The 18,315-nt window shown below is 61.0% G+C and carries 15 protein-coding genes; 8 read left to right on the forward strand and 7 right to left on the reverse strand.

Annotation, left to right across the window (positions count from 1 at the left end):
* Positions 1–328: 328 nt before the first annotated feature.
* The 4 genes from leuS to BP846_RS11505 are packed head-to-tail and all read right to left on the reverse strand — an operon-like array spanning position 329 to position 6,233.
* Complete coding sequence (leuS, locus tag BP846_RS11490) at positions 329–3,091, reverse strand: leucine--tRNA ligase (RefSeq protein ID WP_292395529.1); 2,763 nt, start codon at positions 3,089–3,091, stop codon at positions 329–331.
* Positions 3,092–3,150: 59 nt separating this feature from the next.
* On the reverse strand, positions 3,151–5,034 hold the full coding sequence (locus BP846_RS11495; RefSeq protein ID WP_292395531.1) for a PINc/VapC family ATPase: 1,884 nt from the start codon (positions 5,032–5,034) through the stop codon (positions 3,151–3,153).
* A 23-nt stretch (positions 5,035–5,057) separates the two neighbouring features.
* On the reverse strand, positions 5,058–5,423 hold the full coding sequence (gene hisI / locus BP846_RS11500) for a phosphoribosyl-AMP cyclohydrolase (protein WP_292395534.1): 366 nt from the start codon (positions 5,421–5,423) through the stop codon (positions 5,058–5,060).
* A 6-nt stretch (positions 5,424–5,429) separates the two neighbouring features.
* Positions 5,430–6,233: an A24 family peptidase C-terminal domain-containing protein gene (locus BP846_RS11505; RefSeq protein ID WP_292395536.1), complete on the reverse strand. Its 804-nt coding sequence runs from the start codon at positions 6,231–6,233 to the stop codon at positions 5,430–5,432.
* Positions 6,234–6,602: 369 nt separating this feature from the next.
* Between BP846_RS11505 and BP846_RS11510 the strand changes: the two genes are divergently transcribed.
* From BP846_RS11510 to BP846_RS11525, 4 genes are read left to right on the forward strand one after another with little or no spacing between them, the layout of a single operon-like run.
* Positions 6,603–7,241, forward strand: coding sequence for a hypothetical protein (locus BP846_RS11510; protein WP_292395538.1), 639 nt, complete (start codon positions 6,603–6,605; stop codon positions 7,239–7,241).
* The gene (locus BP846_RS11515) at positions 7,228–9,600 is read left to right on the forward strand and encodes an ATPase, T2SS/T4P/T4SS family (protein ID WP_292395540.1); all 2,373 of its coding nucleotides are present in this window, start codon (positions 7,228–7,230) and stop codon (positions 9,598–9,600) included. The genes BP846_RS11510 and BP846_RS11515 overlap by 14 nt, the downstream gene beginning before the upstream one ends.
* Complete coding sequence (locus BP846_RS11520; protein WP_292395542.1) at positions 9,597–10,520, forward strand: type II secretion system F family protein; 924 nt, start codon at positions 9,597–9,599, stop codon at positions 10,518–10,520. The genes BP846_RS11515 and BP846_RS11520 overlap by 4 nt, the downstream gene beginning before the upstream one ends.
* 1 nt (position 10,521) lies before the next feature.
* Complete coding sequence (locus BP846_RS11525; RefSeq protein WP_292395544.1) at positions 10,522–11,559, forward strand: type II secretion system F family protein; 1,038 nt, start codon at positions 10,522–10,524, stop codon at positions 11,557–11,559.
* A gap of 494 nt (positions 11,560–12,053) precedes the next feature.
* Here BP846_RS11525 and BP846_RS11530 read toward each other — a convergent pair whose 3' ends face one another.
* Entirely contained in the window at positions 12,054–13,532 is a 1,479-nt protein-coding gene (locus tag BP846_RS11530) for a cobyric acid synthase (RefSeq protein ID WP_292395546.1), read from the reverse strand.
* Positions 13,533–13,591: 59 nt separating this feature from the next.
* Between BP846_RS11530 and BP846_RS11535 the strand changes: the two genes are divergently transcribed.
* The 3 genes from BP846_RS11535 to BP846_RS11545 all read left to right on the forward strand — a co-directional run bounded on the left by BP846_RS11535 (position 13,592) and on the right by BP846_RS11545 (position 16,181).
* Complete coding sequence (locus tag BP846_RS11535; RefSeq protein ID WP_292395547.1) at positions 13,592–15,238, forward strand: adenosylcobalamin-dependent ribonucleoside-diphosphate reductase; 1,647 nt, start codon at positions 13,592–13,594, stop codon at positions 15,236–15,238.
* 42 nt (positions 15,239–15,280) lie between these two features.
* Positions 15,281–15,586 (forward strand): stress response translation initiation inhibitor YciH, encoded by a 306-nt coding sequence (yciH, locus tag BP846_RS11540; RefSeq protein ID WP_292395549.1) that lies wholly within the window; start codon positions 15,281–15,283, stop codon positions 15,584–15,586.
* A 262-nt stretch (positions 15,587–15,848) separates the two neighbouring features.
* On the forward strand, positions 15,849–16,181 hold the full coding sequence (locus BP846_RS11545; protein WP_292395551.1) for a type II secretion system protein E: 333 nt from the start codon (positions 15,849–15,851) through the stop codon (positions 16,179–16,181).
* Positions 16,182–16,184: 3 nt separating this feature from the next.
* Here the strand turns inward: BP846_RS11545 and BP846_RS11550 are convergent, their stop codons facing one another.
* Both BP846_RS11550 and BP846_RS11555 read right to left on the reverse strand, forming a co-directional pair.
* Positions 16,185–16,451 (reverse strand): hypothetical protein, encoded by a 267-nt coding sequence (locus BP846_RS11550; protein ID WP_292395552.1) that lies wholly within the window; start codon positions 16,449–16,451, stop codon positions 16,185–16,187.
* Positions 16,444–16,941 carry a YkgJ family cysteine cluster protein gene (locus tag BP846_RS11555; protein WP_292395554.1) on the reverse strand — a complete coding sequence of 166 codons (498 nt, stop codon included), beginning with the start codon at positions 16,939–16,941 and terminating at the stop codon, positions 16,444–16,446. Before BP846_RS11555 ends, BP846_RS11550 begins: the two co-directional genes overlap by 8 nt.
* A 96-nt stretch (positions 16,942–17,037) precedes the next feature.
* On the opposite strand from BP846_RS11555, the gene BP846_RS11560 reads away from it, so the two are divergent.
* Positions 17,038–18,216, forward strand: coding sequence for an NDP-sugar synthase (locus tag BP846_RS11560; protein ID WP_292395556.1), 1,179 nt, complete (start codon positions 17,038–17,040; stop codon positions 18,214–18,216).
* The last annotated feature ends 99 nt before the right edge of the window (positions 18,217–18,315 follow it).

The raw sequence follows: 18,315 nt of genomic DNA on the forward strand, positions 1-18,315 counted from the left end.
AGCGCGAAGCGCGGGCGGGGAGGGGGTTGCCGGAGAGGAACTGTCGGGTGACATTTTGCCCGGGGGGGTTCCCCCTCCCCGGTCCCCGCCCCCCGTGGCGATATTCCCACGGTCCACTCCAGGGGGAGATCCCGGAGAAGAACCAGACGCGGCTCATCCCCGGATATCAGCCCGGGCACTGCCCTCGCCCCCTCCCGGGCGGGATGGGGGGAGCGCTCCATGGGGGAGGGGACGAAGGCCAGATATGGTCTGTTATTTTGAAATCGATACACTAGAGAGGCGCAGCCCTATCAGGCTGGAAACTGCATTTCGATAAAAAAAAGGTATCTTACTCGATCACGATCGCCGGCTTGAAGGGCAGGGCCCCCGAGGCCTTCGGGTGCGCGCTCTCCTCGGCTTGCCGGATCATCACCGGCACGCCGAACTCGCGCTCCAGGAACTGCCGTGCACCCTCGAGAACGGCCTGCTCGTCGAGAGACGACTCCTGCAGTTGCTTCACGAGATCGGGCGGCAGTTTCAGGACGAGCTTCGTGATCTGCTTCGCCGCATCAGTCGCCTCACGGCCGCGCTTTCGCATACCCTCGTTCTGCATGATCTCCCGCACTACCCTCGTCCTGTCGGCCGAGGCAGCGATGATCCGGAACGCCTCGTGCTTCCAGGCCGGGGCGACGAAGAGGCTGATGGACGTGGGCTCCATCGGTATGAGTTTTACGATCGACTCGATATCCTCGACCGTCCTTGCGAGGAGTTCCTCGGCGAGTTCGACCTCCGGGTTGACCCGGGCCTCGTCCATCTCAGGCCAGGGGGCAAAGGAGATCGTGCTGCACTCGCCGAGGTCGCTCCAGAGCGCCTCGCAGGTGAAGGGGATGAAGGGGGCCAGCAGCCGCACCCAGGTGCGACAGAGGTCCCGCATTACGGCTCCACCGCTTGTTCCTTCGGGAAGGCGGCGGCGATACCATTTCAGGTCCGCCTCCACACCGAAGAACGCTTCCTGCAGCGCCTGCCGGGTCTGGAACGAATCGAACGCCGCGGTGGTACTCGCGATGCGGTGCTGGAGCCTGCTCGTGAGCCAGGCATCGATAGGGGAGGTTCCTTCTGCCCGCTTTGCCTCCTCGACCGTGTTCCAGAACCGCTCGATCTGTTTTCTGGTCGACGAGACGAGTTCGTTCCTCCAGTCGAAGTCCTGCCAGGGCTCCGCGCTCCCGACAAGGAACATCCTGACGGTATCGGCCCCGAACTCCTCGACGGCATCTTCGAGGAGGAAGACGTTCCCCTTGCTCGAGGACATCTTCGCCCCGTTCAGGAGGCCCATGCCGAAGACCACCATACCCTTCGGCTGCAGTTCCGGCGGGAAGACGGCCCGGTGGTGGAAGAGCTGGAACGTGAGATGGTTTGATATGAGGTCCTTTGCCGAGAACCGGTAGTCGTACGGATACCAGTAGAGGAACTCGTTCCTGAGCCGGTCGAGGGTCTCCTTATCGATGTTGGAGGGCGACCCCTCCCCGAAGAAGATGTAGTCGAAGACCGCAGGGGTGAGTTTCTCCGGGGGGATGGCCTTTAAGTGGTGGGCGATCGTGTAGTAGGCCATGTAGATCGTCGAGTCCGAGAGCGGTTCGATGATCCAGGTCGGGTCCCAGGGGAGCTTCGTGCCGAGCCCCACCCGCCGGGTGCAGGCCCAGTCCTTCAACCAGTCGACCGTCCGGAGGAACTCGGTCCTGACCTCGGGCGGGACAAGCGCCATCTCCTCGAGCTGGGTCTTCACTTGCTCCTTCCAGCACGGGTCGCTGTACTCCAGGAACCACTGGTCGTGGAGGATCTTCACAAAGACCCTGCCGCCGCACCGGCATATCACCTGGCGGTTGTCGAAGTCATACATCGGGATGGAGCCGTACCGCTCCATCATCAACGCTGCCACATCGTCCCGGGCCTCACGGACCGGCTTTCCGCCGTACTTCTCGAAGACCTTTCCGCGGGAGAACTCGGCGCTGTAAACCTCCTGGGTGAGCGCCTCCATCCCCGGGTCGTTCTGGTCGCGGATACCGGCCCGTTCGACGGCGTCCTTTGCCGGGATCTCACCGTAGCCCTCGACGGCTATGAGCGGGACCGGCTCGATGGACGTGTACTTCCCCTGCTGCTGCAGGTCGCGGAGTGCTATGTAATCGAAGGGTGCGTGGGCGGGAACACTCATGACGATACCGGTCCCCATATCCGGGTCCACAAACGTTGCCGGAAGAATAGGGATCTCGCCGGAGAGAGGGTGGGAGACCGTCTGGTCGATGAGCGCAGTTCCCGGGATCTTCTCCGTCACCAGAACCTCGTGATCCTGCAGAGCGAGCTTCGCCGCTGCCTCCGGGCTCAAGATCCACTCCTTGCCGTCGATCGTTACCCGGACGTAGGTGGTGGCCGGGTTCACCCAGAGGTTCGTCACGCCGTAGACCGTCTCGGGCCGGAGGGTTGCGCACGGGACCAGGGCATCGCCCCACCGGAAGACCACCAGGGTGAACCTGATGATCTCGGCCTTGTCGCCCTCGAGGAGGTCGTGATCGCCGACCGGGTTCTCGCACTGCGGACAGTACTTGACCGGGTGAGCCCCTTTGACGACGTGTTCATCCTCGTGCAGGTGCGCGTATTGCCACTCAATGAACTTGCTGTACGGGGGGTCGACGGTGATGAACCGGCGCCGCCAGTCGATCGAGAGTCCGCACTTCTGCATCACCCGCCGATACTCCTCCGAGAAGTAGCGGACGATCTCCATCGGGTTGATGAACCGGTCAAGGATGTCCTGCGGCACCCGGTAGAGGTCGCGATAGAGCCCTATCGTCTGTTTGTCGCCGTTTGCGATCCTCTTCGATATACCGATGACCGGGGTGCCGGTGACGTGGAACGCCATCGGGAAGAGGACCTGTTTCCCCTTCATCCGCTGGTACCGGGCGAGGACGTCCGGGACGATGTAGGTCCGCCCGTGCCCGACATGCATCGCCCCGCTCGGATACGGGTATGCCACGGTCAGGTAGTACTTCTCCTTCTCTGCCGGATCAGCCTCGAACGCGTGCTCCCACCGGGTGATGCACTCCCGTTCGTTACTTCGCATATCTAGTCCGCTCACTCTATGCCTCCAGATACTGGTGCCGTCATCTCTTCCACCCCGCATCATACCGGCCGCAGCCGGATCGTCTCGCCCTCGTTGTAGCGCTTGATCATCTCCTGGGCGATCGTGCTGTTCTTCGCGAGGAGAATATCGCCCTCTTCGTTCACCGTAGCCGTGAAGAGATACTCTTTCCCGGCGAAGACGTCGACGATCCTGCCTTTGTTCTCCAGGGAGATGATGGTCAGCTGCTTTCGATCAAGGCGGATCCGGATACCCCCGGCAAGTTGCATCTCCTCCTCGACGGGTCTTTGCGCCTCGAACTCGCTTCTTGGCCGTATATCGATCCCGATACCGAGTTTGTTCACGATCGCCGAGACGTTCTTGCCGCCCTTCCCGATCGCCGCCGGGACGTCCTTGTCCTCGATGTAGACGACGGCTTTGTTGTCGCTGATGATGCGGACCTCGACCGGCCCGGTCGTGTACCGTCCGATCTCCCGCTGGATCTCCCTCTCGGCAACCTTCCAGGAGACATTCTCCTCCGGTTCCGTTTCGGTTATGACCGGCGCCGCCGGGACGGCGACTGGTGGCTCCTCGGCGCTCCGGAGGAGCGGCATCACCAGGGTCTCTCCCTCGTAGCGGAAGATCTCGATCTCGGGCTCCCGCCGGGAGTGTTCGCGGACGACGATCACCGGGCGGACGTGTGCATCGCCGGGCATGCCCTCCGGTGCCTTAACCGTCAGTTCAAGGTCGTAGATCTTCGTGATCGCGCCCTGGACGACAAATATGATGGTGTTGATGATCTGCGGCAGGACGCTGTAATCCACACGGTCGCAGAAACGCCGGAGGCAGTCGTGCACCTCCATGGCATGCACCACCCCGACCATGCCCATACCGGCGAGGCGCATATCGGCGTAGACGCTGAAGTCCTCGTTCTTCCGGATCTCATCGAAGACGACGTAGTCGGGCCGGACGAGCAGGAGAGCCTCGGCGGTGTTCGCCATGCTGCCCTCAAGCGCTGTGTACTGGGTGATGTGGTCGGGCACCTGGAGATCCCGCGGCGCCTCCATCGTCTTGACGATGAAGTCGTGGTCGGCAAGGAACGTCGCAAGGCTCTGCGCCAGAGTGGTCTTCCCTGCTCCGGGGGGTCCTGCGATCAGGACGCCGCGTCGGTTCCCGAGGATCCGCTTCTTGATCTCCGGCGCCATGTCGTAATCATCGAGCGAGAGGTCCACGAGCGGCCGCACCGCCGTGATCTCCATCCCGTCCGAGAACGGTCGCCGGGCGATCGATATCCGGAGCGACCCGATCTGAACGACCGTGATCCCCCGCTTTTCGAGCTCGATGAACCCATCCGGGTCGCGCTTTGCTCGTTCGAGGAGTTCCTGGGCCATGGACCGGAGTTCGTACTCGGTCATCGGCGCATCGCGGAGGGTGACCAGGCGGATGTCCCGGAGTTTCCCGATCTTTGCCATCGGAGGGGCCCGCTCTTTGAGGGTGATTGCGATCGTCTCCTCATCGAAGTACTGGTCGATCGAGAGCGGCGAGAAATTCCCTATCTGCGGCCTTAAGTAGGTGACGTCGAGCCCTTTCGCCTTTGCCACCTCAGCCTGCACGAGATCGCTCGTGATGAACCGGGCACCATGAACGATCGCGACGTTCCTGATCAGGGCATCGATCTCGCCTCCGCTGGAGAGTTTCACCTGGTCGAGGCTCGGGCGGTCTCCGGAGAACTGGAGTTCGATGATATTATCCTCCGACATCCTGAAGAGTTCCTGGAGTTCGGTCAGACCGGAAAACCCTATCTCCCGTCCCTGATTCGCCTGTGCCTCCAGTTCGGCGACGACGGCTTCCGGTATGATTATTGTTGCGCCCTTATATTCGCCTGTTTTTATCAGCGATGTTATGCGCCCGTCTATCACGACGCTGGTATCGGGTACAATTTTCATAAAAAATCACCATAGTAATGAGGTCATTCACCCTTATTAGCGTATACCTTCTCCGGATCGAAGACCAATCCAGCGATCTCCACCCCGTCGGCCGTTCGGTAGAAACACGAGGCGTGGCCGGTATGGCAAGCGGCACCTGTCTGCTCAACCTCGTAGAGGACTGCATCTGCGTCACAATCGACGAGCACCCGGCAGACACGCTGGACATGCCCGCTCTCCTCCCCTTTCTTCCAGAGTTTCTGCCTGCTCCTGCTGTAGTAGTGCGCATACCCGGTTGTCCGGGTGAGTTCCAGTGCCTCGGCGTTCGCGTAGGCGAGCATCAGGACCTCCCGGGTCCGCTTCTCCTGCACGATGACAGGAACCAATCCGTCTTTAAATTGTATCTCCATATTGGTTCACATTCCCGCGATTGTCTTCATGATTACAAAGAGGATATCTCCCATGAACAGTGCCGTCAGGAATCCCGCCGTGATCGGTATAATGAATGGAATGCCGTAGGATATCCAGACCCTGCCGGCCTTCCGGTAGAGGGCAAGCTCTCTCTGGTAGTCTTCGGGGTGCAGCCTGAGATCTTTTGTGTAGAGTCGCCGCTCCCCCCGCACTATGCGCCCAAGCGATTCGGTAAAGCCGACGAACCGCCTGACCAGCCTGCCGTCCTCTTCCTCGATATCTTCCATGACAAAGCCGAACTCGTTCTGGATCGTCTTCCCGTCGACTGGGAACCCGAGGAAGAGGCAGGGTAGCGGGGCCCGGTTCCCCTGGAGCAGGTTTCTCGCGAGTATTGCTACCGGTGCAGCGATGTTGATGAGCACGGCGTTCGTTAGCACAGTGAACGGGAAGAACCCGAGGGGCGGGGTGCCAAAATAAGGTTCTATCGGGAAGAACGGTATGCATGCGGTGATGATGATGAGGGCATACGCATCCGCACCTCCGAAGAGGTTTGCAGCCTGGAAAAAGTAGAAAAATCCACAGAATATCGCGACGAGGATGAGGTAGCCCGCCGCTGTTCGCCAGTCTGCCAGAAGGGTCAGTCCGTATACCCAGACGGCCGCCGGGACCGCGAGCGCGAGTGCAGGACGCCAGGTTCTGTGGGGCACCCGCCGCTCCTTCGCGTCCTGGATTGACGCGTACATAAGCGTGATCCCAATCGCACCCGCTGCAATCATGAGCGGGACAGCTATCACGGGCGGAAGAATCATGGGTCAGTATTCTATCCACCTTTTATCTCTTATTTCTGGCGATCTCTCCCCGCAGGAGATCCCTGCCGTTTCGGTCTGTTTTGTGGGTGGGTAAAACCCTTTATTCCCTCTCCTCCGGCTCAGACCGTTTTGGGCTCCCCGCTCTCCCGGTCGCGGCTCTCCCCCCAACGTGGGGCTCTCTGGAGATTTTCGCCTGCAAACAGCCTCATCCAGGTTCCTGGATCCGGCACTTTCATCCGGATATCCGCCGGAATCAAGATCGGGCTATCACAAGGTATTAATAATAGCATACTGATGTGGTATATTGTGGTAGGGGCAAAATCCCCTTTCTAGCATAAAAATCATTGAATACCATACCTGAAGATGTGCATGGACGTAAACGACCTTATGGACGAGATCCTTCGTAAGTCGACGTACGAGGGGTGCTTTACTCTTGATGAGTTGCTGCACTACAGTACCGATCATTCCCTGACCGGAATGGGGGTCTCGAAAACAAAGACGCACACGTTTTTCCTGGTTCTCTTTGGGGGCGAACCGGACGGCGCCATATTTGTCGATGAGAAGGGGACGCTCTTTGGTGACACGGCGGTCCTGCACCTGACCGGAGAGGAGGCTTTTGAACTCTATCATGTGATGCCGTCAATCGCCGGTGCACTGGTATCGCGGTGCAGGGTCTTTGAGAAGAGTCACCTGAAGAAGAACGGCCGCCTCGATATCCCGACCATCGGCACTCCTAACCGGCAGCGGGTAGGGGTGCTCTGCCTGACCGTGCGCGACAGCCGGGCTCCCCTCATCGGAGCCCACGTCTCGATCCGGAAAGGAAAACTTGTCATCACGAGCGATGTGACGGATTCTGGAGGAAGGGTCTGTTTTCGCCTGCTGAACGGGCGCTATATGTGCGTAGTCTCGGACCGGACCGGAGAGCGGACACGGTGCATCATTGAATTCCATGATCCTCAGGTAGAAACGTGTGTTGATATTGGGGGCACAGAGGATGAGAGCAAATGAGGACGAAGAACGTGAACTAATAGCAGCGGTCAGGAATCTTCTCACGCAATCCGGGAAACCGGGGACCGGCAACGGGGACGTCATGACGGGGCCTGATGATCCCGCACCAGCGTCCCGGCCCGATGGAGGGGAGGTGCAGGAAGAGGCTGCTCTGGAGTTCGCCGGAACTGGATCCGGCGGAGATGACGAGCAACCGGGGGCCGATCCCGTGCCGGCGCCGAAGAGGACGGGCATCCGTTCGCTCATCAATTCGGTGGTCCGGCCCGGGAACACCCGGGGCCGGAGCGCAGCCGACGGCGAGGATTCGGTCAGGGCCTTCCTCGACCGGATTGAGCAGCACAGGATGGACGGAGAGGTCGCACCCTCCCCGCCAGTGGCGGCGGAGGATATCGTGGCAGAGCCGGAGATCTCGGCTTCGCTGCCGGGACCCAACGATCACCCTGGTCTCCTCGACCGGATGAAGGGGTGGAGGGAGGCCGGCGTGCCCGGTGCCGATGAGCCCGAACCGGACGAAGACCTGGACGCCGGCGTGGTATCGGTCGAGGAGCTCGGGAATCTGGCGGACCTGATCCTCCCGAAGAGTGCGACATTTGCAGTCGAAGAACTGAGCATCAGCCGTGGTGAGCACCATTTCGACTTTGTCGATAACGCCCGGGTCGTATCGGAGTTCGATGACCTCTTTGCCAGGGCCTACTCCTCCACCACACTCGCCGCAGCCGCGGCACAGGCAGCGGTCCCGGCTGAAGAGAGCACGCAGTCCCGGTTCGGGTTCCTCAAAATGTTCCACCCGAAAGCCGAAGAGGTGATCGAGGAGTACAACCCCACGCTCCATGGGCCGCTCGTTGATCTCTCTATGCGGCCATCGCCGGGACTGGAGGAGATCGAGCTCTACCCGGTGAACGAACCGTATGCTTACGTCCGGGTGACCTACGACGGCACGACGCACGAGTACACCTATAATGTCCTCGAGCCCATGCTCACGCTCGGAGAGCAGGAACTCTTTGGGGAGATCAAAGAGCGCCTCTTTGAGACGCTCGACATCACCGCCCGCGAGATCACCCGCGAGGCGGCAAGGAAGGCGCTCCGGGATTCAGCCAACACGATCATAGCCGATTACGGGATCCGGCTATCGCCGCCCGGGCGGGAGAAGATCCTCTATCACGTGGAGAAGGAGTTCCTCGGCGACGGGCTGATCGACCCGGTGATGCACGACAAGTACATCGAGGATATATCCTGCGACGGTGTGAACAGCCCCATATTCGTCTACCACACGACCTACGAGTCGATGAAGACGAGCCTGGTCTACCACGACGCTGCGGAGCTTGACTCGTTCGTCACGAAACTCGCGCAACGGGCCGGAAAGTACATATCTATCGCCGAACCGATGCTGGATGCCACGATGAGCGACGGGTCGCGTATCCAGATGACGCTCGGGGCAGAGGTGACCGCTCACGGCTCGACGTTCACGATACGGAAGTTCCGTGAGGAGCCAATCACGCCCACAGACCTCATTGAGTGGCACACCTTCTCGCCGCTCGGTATCGCTTTCATCTGGCTTGCGGTCGAGAACGCCAAGTCCTGCATATTTGCTGGCGGGACGGCGTCCGGGAAGACCACGACCTTAAATGCCATATCGTTGTTTATACCGCCGCTCGCAAAGATTGTCACCCTCGAGGATACCCGTGAACTAAAACTCCCCCACCCGAACTGGATCCCGAGCATCACCCGGGACTCGTTCTCGCAGGACGGGCGAGGCGAGATAGATATGTATGAACTTCTGCGTGCCGCCCTCCGGCAGCGCCCGGAGTATATCCTGGTCGGCGAGGTCCGTGGCCGCGAGGCCCTGACCCTCTTCCAGGCGATGAGCACCGGGCACGTCACCTATGCGACGATGCACGCCGACTCGGTGGCGAGCGCCGTCCACCGTCTGGAGAACCCGCCGATCGACGTGCCGAGAAACATGCTCTCTGCGCTCTCCCTGATGTCCATCCAGGTGCAGGCCCGGGTAGGGGGCCAGCGGATCCGGCGGAACAAGCAGCTCATCGAGATCCTGGATATCGACCCCCGGACGAACGAGTTGATCACGAACGAGGTCTTCCGGTGGCATCCGGCGACTGATGAGATTCGTTACTCGGGCAAATCCTACATCCTCGAGCAGATCATGGAGGACCGGGGGTGGAGCGAGGAACGGATGCGCGAAGAACTGAAACGGCGGCAGGAGGTGCTCGAATGGATGCGTATCAAGAAGATTCGCCACTTCCGTGACGTGAGCAAGATCCTGGTATCCTACTTCCGGGACCCGGAGACGGTCATCCAGCGGGTGCGCTCCGACCTCTACGGGGAGAGTGGTTCAGCATGAATGGGTATGAACGGTTCTGCTTCAACCTGATCGGTCGCGACTTAAAGGAGAAGCGGGGAGAGTTCATCAGCCTCAGGAACGACCTGATGGGGGCCCGGATGAATACGCCGTTTGAAGCCTACCTTGCGACCGCCTACGTATCCTCGGTCGTCGTGGGACTCATCGCCGCCGTGGTCATCGGGCTTCTGACCTACCTCCTGCGGGTCCCTGAGATGATCTCCTATCATGGTGCGGTCCCGGAGATCTTCTACGCGTTGAACGACTACAAACTCCTGCTTGGCACCGTCATCATCACGGCCCTCTCGCTCCTGATCTTCGGAGGCATATCATACCTGATCTTTCTCCTCTACCCCGGCATACGGGCCGGGGAACGCCGCCGGAACATCGATGCCACCCTGCCGTACGCGATCAACTACGTCACCGCCATGTCTTCGGCAGGGATCACCCCCGACGAGGTCTTCCGGCTGCTCGGCCAGAGCAAAATCTATGGCGAGAGTGCCGTCGAGGCACGTTACGTTGCCCGGGAGACTGATTTCTTCGGGAAGGATCTCCTTGACGCCCTGCGGGCAGTCTCGCAGGCGACGCCGAGCGAGCGGATGCGGGAGTTCATGCAGGGAGCCATTGCAAGCATATCCAGCGGGAGCAATCTCACGGAGTACTTCCGTGCCAAGGCTCACCAGTATACGCTCGAGAACAACCAGCAGCAGAAGTCGTTCCTGGAGACGCTCGGGCTGATTGCGGAGTCGTACGTCACCGCGATGGTCGCCGGCATGCTCTTCCTGATCATCCTGCAGTCGATCATGACGCTCATATCCGGCGACTCGAACCCGTTCTTCCTCTACATCATCATCTACCTGATCGTGCCGTTTGGGAGCATGATGTTCGTCATACTGATCAGTTCCATGACCCCGGAGGTGTGATATGGGATTCAGAGAAATATTCGACGATTTTTTGAACCGGTCCCCGGACCGCGGCGCGGCGGAGAGCACTCCGGCGGCCGACGCGTTCGAGGAGCAGGAGCACGAGATCTTCGGCAGAATCGAGAACTGGCGGAAATATCAGGAAGGGTTTTACCGGTTCCTCAAGCACCCGCTCCAGGTGATGATAGCGGAGCCCGCCACCGTTCTCTTCATCTCCGTCCCGGTGGCGCTCCTCCTTCTCATCGGCGGGTTTGCAAGTCTGGTGCTCTCGTACGGCTTCGGCGTCCTCTTCACGACGACGATGATCGACGATATATTTGTCTTCTCGCTCCTCATCGCCATCGTGCCGCTCGCGGCCCTCGATCTCAAGGAAGGGCTGCGTGTATCGAGCATCGAAGCGTCTCTCCCGAACTTCTTCCGGGACGTGGCCGGGATGAACGATTCGGGCATGACGCTCCCGCACGCCATCCATATCGTCTCGGAGGGCGAGTATGGGGCGCTCACGCCGCATATCCGCAAGCTCGATACCGAGATGTCCTGGGGCGTCCCGTTCGTGGAGGCCATCCGCCGGTTCGGAAAGGTCGTCAACACCCCGCTCGCCGAGCGGAGCGTCGACCTGATCGCCCATGCGAGTTCCGCCGGCGGCGACGTGAGCGAGGTGCTCCGGGCGGCGGCGCACGATGCCTACGAGTTCTTTAACCTGAAGTCGGAGCGGAAGAACGGTATGATGATCTACATGGTCATCATCGTCATGTCGTTCTTCGTCTTCCTCTTCGTCATCGGGGTGCTCTCGAGCACCTTCCTCACTACCATGGCGGAGGCGGGCGAGGCGGTCGCGGCATCAGGCTCGAGCCAGGCGTTCATAGGCACCGTGGACCTCTTCCTCTACAACCGGCTCTTCTGCCACTCCGCACTGATCCAGGGATTCTTCTCCGGGCTTGCGGCAGGCGTTATGGGCGAAGGGCGGGTGCTCGCGGGGCTGAAGTACGCTGCCGTCATGGTGCTGATCGCCTGGATAGCGTTCCGGTTCTTTATCTGAGAGATCGGGACGGGTTTTTTCTTTTTACGACGCTCCGGAGAACGACTGTCCCTGGTGCAACGATTCTCAATAACCAGTACCCTCAAAGGAAGAGAGTACCGATTGGATGTTACTGATGATAGCCCACCTGTTCATTCCGGAAGATCTCAATCCCGGGGCACGCCCGGGCACGGCGTTTCCCGAGGCTATCGCCACGGTCCCGTGCCCGGGGTGAACCCGGGAAGATCCGGATCCGGCACCAGTCCCATCGGGAGGAGGGGCGAGCACCAGAACCAGAACAGGGGTTCACCAGAGTCCGATAATTTGGAACCGTTGCACCTGGGACAGTAGTTCGAGAAGACCGGAGGTCCTGGGGGAGCGGCGTTCGAGCACCGTCGGGTACACTGTGCGGCGGATGATCTATCCGGAGCTCGAACACCGAAGGTGCGGAGTGCCCCCTCACCTCGTCCGCTCTACACCCGCCGGGTCGGGGTTCTCGAAACCCTTCGGTTTTCTCATGCTCCGGCTCTTCGGCCCGTCGCATCCTGAAAATAAGTCATGATAACATCCATATCCACATGCTCCTCGAAGTGTCGGGCCAGGTCGTCGTAGGCAGCGGTGTCGCCGGCCGCCGCCATCGGCTCGAACGGCACGCCCCGCCGCTCCGAGAGGTGGGCGAGGAGGGCGTTTACGGCACCGGGATTCTGGAAGAGACCGTGCATGTAAGTCCCGAAGACCAGGCCGTCGGGGGTTGCGGCCCCTTCACCGGCGAACGCCTCGGGCGTGCTCCCTTGCTCAGTCTCGCCCATGTGGATCTCGTAGCCGGCCACCTCCCCCATCCGGGAGAGGATAGGGCCGAGCGCAGATGCCCGGCGCCGGACCTGCACCGTCGTCTTGTGGTAGCCCGAGAAGGCGGTGGTAACATCGAGGAGCCCGAACCCCGGATGCTCGCCGGGGGTTCCCGACTCGATCCCGGTATCGATGATGCAGCGACCAAGCATCTGGTAGCCCCCGCAGATCCCGATGATCGGGACGCCCCGTTCCCGGGCGAGTCGGAGTTCTTCCCCCGTCCCGGCACGGTTGAGCACGGCGAGGTCCTCCACGGTGTTCTTTGTCCCCGGGAGGATGATGCAGTCGTAGCCCGCAAGCGGCGTCCCGGGCGGGACGTAGTCCACCGAGGCGTGCTGTTCAAGGACCTCGAAGTCGGTGAAGTTCGCGATCCGGGGAAGGCGAACGACGGCGATCCTGACCGGTCGCCCGGCCGCCTGTTGCCCCTTGTCCCCGAGCGAGAGCGAGTCCTCGCTCGGCAGGCGGATCTCCGTATACGGCACCACCCCGAGCACCCGGACACCCGTGAGCTCCTCGAGTTTTGTAACGCCTGATGCAAAGAGGCCGGCATCGCCCCGGAATTTGTTGATGATGACCCCGACGACGAGGGGCCGGATATCCTCCGGGAGGAGGGCGAGCGTCCCATAGACCTGGGCGAAGACTCCCCCGCGTTCGATGTCGGCGACAAGGACGATCGGAAGTGCGAGGCGCCGGGCGAGCCGTATGTTTGCTATATCGCGGTCGTAGAGGTTCACCTCTGCCGCCCCTCCGGCCCCCTCCACCACCACGTGCCCAAAGCGTCTCCGCAACCGCTCAAACGCCTCTACAGCCTCCTCGAGAAGCATATCCGTCTCGGCGTAGTAGTCGCGGATCTGCACATCCTTATACGGCTGTCCGAGCAGCACCACCTGCGAGACCGCTTCTCCCTTCGGTTTGAGAAGAACCGGGTTCATATCGGCGCGAGGCTCGATCCCGGCAGCGAAGGCCTGCACGGCCTGGGCAATCCCGATCTCACTCCCGTCGGCCGTGACGTAGGAGTTGAGGCTCATGTTCTGGGACTTGAACGGTGCAACCGAGATCCCGCGCCGGTAGAGCGCACGGCAGAGCGCCGCTACCGTCACGCTCTTCCCTACGTGGGATGCGGTTCCGAGCACGATAAGAGACATTGCTGGCAGGAGAATTGGGCACGACGGGTTATTAAGGGCGGGGTTCCATGGAGTGCTGTATGGAGTTCTCCCCTGCAGCCCGCCTCCTCCTGGAACACCGCTATCTCCTCGCCGGCGAGACGCCGCACGACCTCTTCTCCCGGGTCGCCGACGCCGTGGGCGGCCAGACAAAGTCCCGAGAATTCTTCTCGCTCCTCTCCGGCCTCCTCTTCCTCCCGAACTCCCCGACCCTTATGAACGCAGGCACCCCCACCGGGCAGCTCTCGGCCTGCTTTGTCCTCCCCGTCGAGGATACCCTTGAAGGGATCTTTGCAAGCCTCACCCATATGGCGCTCATCCACCGGTCAGGGGGAGGAACCGGGTTCTCGTTTGGCCGCCTCCGGCCGCGCGGAGATATCGTCGACGGGGCCGCGGGCGTCGCAAGCGGGCCGGTCTCGTTCATGCGGGTCTTTGATGCGGCAACCGGGGCGGTCAGGCAGGGCGGCCGGCGGCGGGGGGCAAACATGGGGGTGCTCGCGGTCTCCCACCCCGACATCGAGGAGTTCGTCACCTGCAAGCAGGCAGGGGGACTTCCGAACTTCAACATCTCTGTCGGCATCGACGCCCGGTTCCTCCGGTGTCTCGCGACGGGAGAGGAATACGACCTCATCAACCCCCGCGACGGCAGCGTCTGGAAGAGCATTGACCCCCGGTCACTCTGGCGGCTGATCGCCACGTCCGCCCGGGCGTCCGGCGAGCCGGGGATGCTCTTCCTCGACGAGATCAACCGGCAAAACACCACGCCGGGCCTCGGGCTCATCGAGGCGACCAACCCCTGCGGCGAGCAGCCGCTCTACCCCTACGAGAGCTGCAACTTAGGAAGCGTCAACCTCGCCCGGTGCATACGGAAGCACGACCTCGACGAGGATCTGCTCGATTCTGTTGTCCGGTGCGGCGTCGACTTCCTCGACGCGGTCATCGACGTCAACCGGTTCCCCCTCCCCGAGATCCGGGATCAGACACTCGCCACCCGGAAGATCGGTCTCGGGGTCATGGGTTTTGCGGAGGCGCTTATACGCCTCGGGATACCATATGAATCGGAGGAGGCCCTCCGGTTTGCCGGGAGACTGATGGGGAGCATCGAGGCTGTGGCCCGGGAGCGTTCAGGGGAACTCGGGGTGGAGAAGGGATCGTTTCCGGCGATTGGAGGATCCGTCTACTCAGGGGATATGCGTAACGCCACCGTCACCACCATCGCTCCCACGGGATCGCTCCATCTCATCGCCTCTACGACAAGCGGTATCGAACCGGTCTTCTCCTTTGCCTACAGCCGAACGATCGACGGGCAGCCGGTCAGCATCGTGAGCGACCTCGTCGGTGAGTTCCTGCCGGAGACCGCCGGCGGGAGGGACGTGGCGGAGCACGTACGGCGCCACGGGACGGTTGAAGGTCTCCCCCTCGAGGCCCATACCCGGGACCTCTTCAGGACGGCTATCGAGATCGCACCGGAGCACCATGTGCGGATGCAGGCCGCGTTCCAGAAGCATGTGGACAACGCCGTCTCAAAGACGGTAAACCTCCCCAAAACCGCAACCGTCGATGATATCGCCCATGTCTTCTCTCTCGCCCACGACCTCGGGTGCAAGGGCATCACGGTCTACCGCTACCGGAGCCGGCCGGACCAGGTACTCTCGCGAGGATGCGACGTCTGTGTTATCAATGGATGACCATGCCAAATAATATATAACGAGAGCTGAAAGGTACATGCAATGAACGGTGGGATATGTCCGACTTGCGGACTGCCAAAGGAATTATGTATCTGTGAAGAAGTTGCAAAGGAACAGCAGAGAATCAGCGTAAAGATAAATAGGCGACGCTATGGGAAAGAAGTCACGGTCATCGAGGGTCTCGACCCGTACGACATCGATCTCGAAGACCTCTCAAAGTTCCTGAAAGGGAAGCTTGCCTGTGGCGGCACGGTCAAGGACTCCTCGATCGAGCTGCAGGGCAATCATCGCGAGCGAGTGAAAGACCTGCTCGCCAAGAAAGGATACAATATGGAAAATATTAGTTGACCCCCGGGCTATTTTCCCGAGAACCCGGGTCTCTTTTTTTGCCGGATAGTAGATGGTTGCATGGAGAGGATGCTGTCGGCCGCCGGAAGGAGTCCATGTCGGGCTGTGAGCCGGCGGGGAGCGTTAACGACCGGCAGACACTATATGGTCGAAGGCACAATTCATGAGATGCCTGTGTCTCCGCAAAAACGATTGCGTCAGGCACTATAATCAGCAGAGAGACCAGAACATGATCTCCTGGAGATGTTGATGATCTATGGTGATGAGATGTTCGTTTGCGCTCGATCCTGACCTGATGGAGCAGATCGATCAGTTTGCCAGGGATCACGCGTTCGACCGGAACGAGGCTATCTTAGAGTTGATCGAGGCCGGTCTTGCCTGCCGCAAGGACGGCGGGACGGTAACGGTACGGCAGCAGCGCTCGTTTGAAGAGTTGAACCGGCTCCTGCGCGAGCTCGAAGACGTCAAAGCGGTCCTTACCGAACTCCGCAACGAGGTCCGGCTGGTCCACCATACGATAGAGACCGACTGGAATAACGAGGCGAAGGGTGTTCCGTTCCAGACAAAACATCCCTGGGAGTTCTGGCGGAAGTAACCGCTAACTGATGATACTCGTGATGCTCCGAAACCCCTCCCCCCGGGTGTCGTCACAGATGACCTCCTCGACCTTCGCCATATCGATGTTGGGCGTATCCCGGCACCGGCTGCAGTAGGCCCGTGCCGGTGACGGCAGTTCTCTTCCGCCGACTACGACACGGGCAGAGTGGACACAGAGCCTGCACCGGTCGACGGGGATTGTCTCATCGAGCGTGCACTGTACCCGGCCCCGGACGACCGCAAGGTGCCGGGGGCCGGGGTCATTCATAGGCATCGACCCGGTAGCCTGCACGGCCGAGGACCGCGGCGACCTCGCTCTGCCAGGCGGCGTCGTTCTCGGTTTTGAGCGGTGCAACCGATTCATCCCAGCATCGGCGCAGGGCGGCATCCTCGGTGACGAGACTCCTCCTCCCTTTCACCTTCCCGACCTCCTGTCCGTCTCCGGTAAATATCCGCATGGCACAGCATAGGTAGGACCGGCAGACCAGCGGGCGGCTGTCATGGACGGTGCAGACATACTTTCCTTTCTCCCCCGGGAGGCCCCGCAGGAACGGGCACCAGGACGGGTGGCGATCGTTCTCGGATGAATCCCCGAAGGTATCGATGAACCGCTCCTCGACCCGGGCGCGGAACGTGCCGCCGACGATCTTCTGCCTGCAGAGATAGTCCCGGCTCGTGAGCCTCTTCTCGACCTCGATGAGTTCGCCGCCCGCGTGCATGCAGCACTTCCCGCAGAGCGTACATTCGAACGCTGTCATCCCTGAAGACTCTCTCTGCAACGCAGGATAAAGGTTCGGGAACCCGGGCCCCGGGCCATCCCAAGGGTTAAATCGATACGCATACAACGGAGTGTCATGAAGGTGTGCATAATGTGCGGAGGGGAGGGCACACGGCTCCGCCCCCTCACATTCGGGCGCCCCAAGCCCTGTATTCCGATCGTCAACAAACCCTCGATCCAGCACCTGGTCTCACACCTCTCCAACCTCGGGTTCAACGACGTGGTCATAACGCTCGGCTACATGAGCGACGCGATCGAGGAGGCGCTCGGGGACGGGTCGCTCTTCGGGGTCAACGTCACCTATGTCCACGAACAGACAAAACTCGGGACGGCGGGGAGCGTCAAGAACGCCCAGAAATACCTCGAGGAGCAGCCGTTCCTCGTCGTCGGCGGCGACCACGTGGTGGACCTGAATCTGCTCGAGTTCTACCGCGAGCACCTCACCAACGACTCGATCACCACCATCGGGCTGATCAGCATCGACGACCCCACCGAGTACGGTATCGCCGAGATCGACGCGAACTACCAGATCAAGCGGTTCAAGGAGAAGCCAAGCCCGGGAGAGATCTTCTCAAACCTCGCAAGCACTGGTATGTACGTCTGCGACCCTGAGATATTCGACCATATCCCGGCCGGTGAGAAGTTCGATTTCGCCCGGAACCTCTTCCCCAAACTCATGGGGGAGGGCCACGTCCTGAAAGCCTGGCTTGCCCGCGGCAACTGGTCCGACGTCGGGAGCCCCCGGTCGCTCCGCGAGGCGGAACGGTGGAAACTGCAGGATATCGGGTTCACCAACATATCCGGCGACCTCTATATCAAGGGCGCCCGCATCATGGGCCCCGCCCAGATAGGAAGTTGCGTCTCGGTTGCGGCGAACTCCCGGGTGATCGGGCCGGTCTCCATCGGTGCCGGGACGATCATTGAGGAGAACGTGGTTGTCGGGCCGTATACCAGCATAGGCGAAGGGTGCATCATCAAGAACAGCGCCAAGATCTTCTCGTCGTCCATCTACAACCGGGTGGTGATCGGCAGGGACAGCACCATCAGCGGGAGCATCATCGACAACGACACGTTCATTGGCAGCGGGTGCAACATCGAGCACGACACGGTCATCGGGCCGCATGTAGTGCTGAAGAGTGGTGTGGTCGTCCATTCCGGAACCCGGCTCTGGCCGGAGGTCATCATCCCGGAGGGGACGGTGGTCAAGGAGCATATCTTAAACGAGGACTACGACACCCGGACCGAAGGTTCCTAGTGTATCGATTCCAAAATAACAGACCATATCAGGCCTTCGTCCCCTCCCCCACGGAGCGCTCCCCTTCGTCCCCCCCACCCCGCCCGCGCTTCGCGCTCC

Source organism: Methanoculleus sp. UBA303 (assembly GCA_002501655.1).
In the GTDB taxonomy this organism is placed as follows: domain Archaea; phylum Halobacteriota; class Methanomicrobia; order Methanomicrobiales; family Methanoculleaceae; genus Methanoculleus.

Coding starts and splice junctions, on each gene's coding strand:
- leuS (WP_292395529.1), bottom strand. CDS start 3,091: ATGCGAAGTAACGAACGGGAGTGCATCACCCGGTGGGAGCACGCGTTC.
- BP846_RS11495 (WP_292395531.1), bottom strand. CDS start 5,034: ATGAAAATTGTACCCGATACCAGCGTCGTGATAGACGGGCGCATAACA.
- hisI (WP_292395534.1), bottom strand. CDS start 5,423: ATGGAGATACAATTTAAAGACGGATTGGTTCCTGTCATCGTGCAGGAG.
- BP846_RS11505 (WP_292395536.1), bottom strand. CDS start 6,233: ATGATTCTTCCGCCCGTGATAGCTGTCCCGCTCATGATTGCAGCGGGT.
- BP846_RS11510 (WP_292395538.1), top strand. CDS start 6,603: ATGGACGTAAACGACCTTATGGACGAGATCCTTCGTAAGTCGACGTAC.
- BP846_RS11515 (WP_292395540.1), top strand. CDS start 7,228: ATGAGAGCAAATGAGGACGAAGAACGTGAACTAATAGCAGCGGTCAGG.
- BP846_RS11520 (WP_292395542.1), top strand. CDS start 9,597: ATGAATGGGTATGAACGGTTCTGCTTCAACCTGATCGGTCGCGACTTA.
- BP846_RS11525 (WP_292395544.1), top strand. CDS start 10,522: ATGGGATTCAGAGAAATATTCGACGATTTTTTGAACCGGTCCCCGGAC.
- BP846_RS11530 (WP_292395546.1), bottom strand. CDS start 13,532: ATGTCTCTTATCGTGCTCGGAACCGCATCCCACGTAGGGAAGAGCGTG.
- BP846_RS11535 (WP_292395547.1), top strand. CDS start 13,592: ATGGAGTTCTCCCCTGCAGCCCGCCTCCTCCTGGAACACCGCTATCTC.
- yciH (WP_292395549.1), top strand. CDS start 15,281: ATGAACGGTGGGATATGTCCGACTTGCGGACTGCCAAAGGAATTATGT.
- BP846_RS11545 (WP_292395551.1), top strand. CDS start 15,849: ATGAGATGTTCGTTTGCGCTCGATCCTGACCTGATGGAGCAGATCGAT.
- BP846_RS11550 (WP_292395552.1), bottom strand. CDS start 16,451: ATGAATGACCCCGGCCCCCGGCACCTTGCGGTCGTCCGGGGCCGGGTA.
- BP846_RS11555 (WP_292395554.1), bottom strand. CDS start 16,941: ATGACAGCGTTCGAATGTACGCTCTGCGGGAAGTGCTGCATGCACGCG.
- BP846_RS11560 (WP_292395556.1), top strand. CDS start 17,038: ATGAAGGTGTGCATAATGTGCGGAGGGGAGGGCACACGGCTCCGCCCC.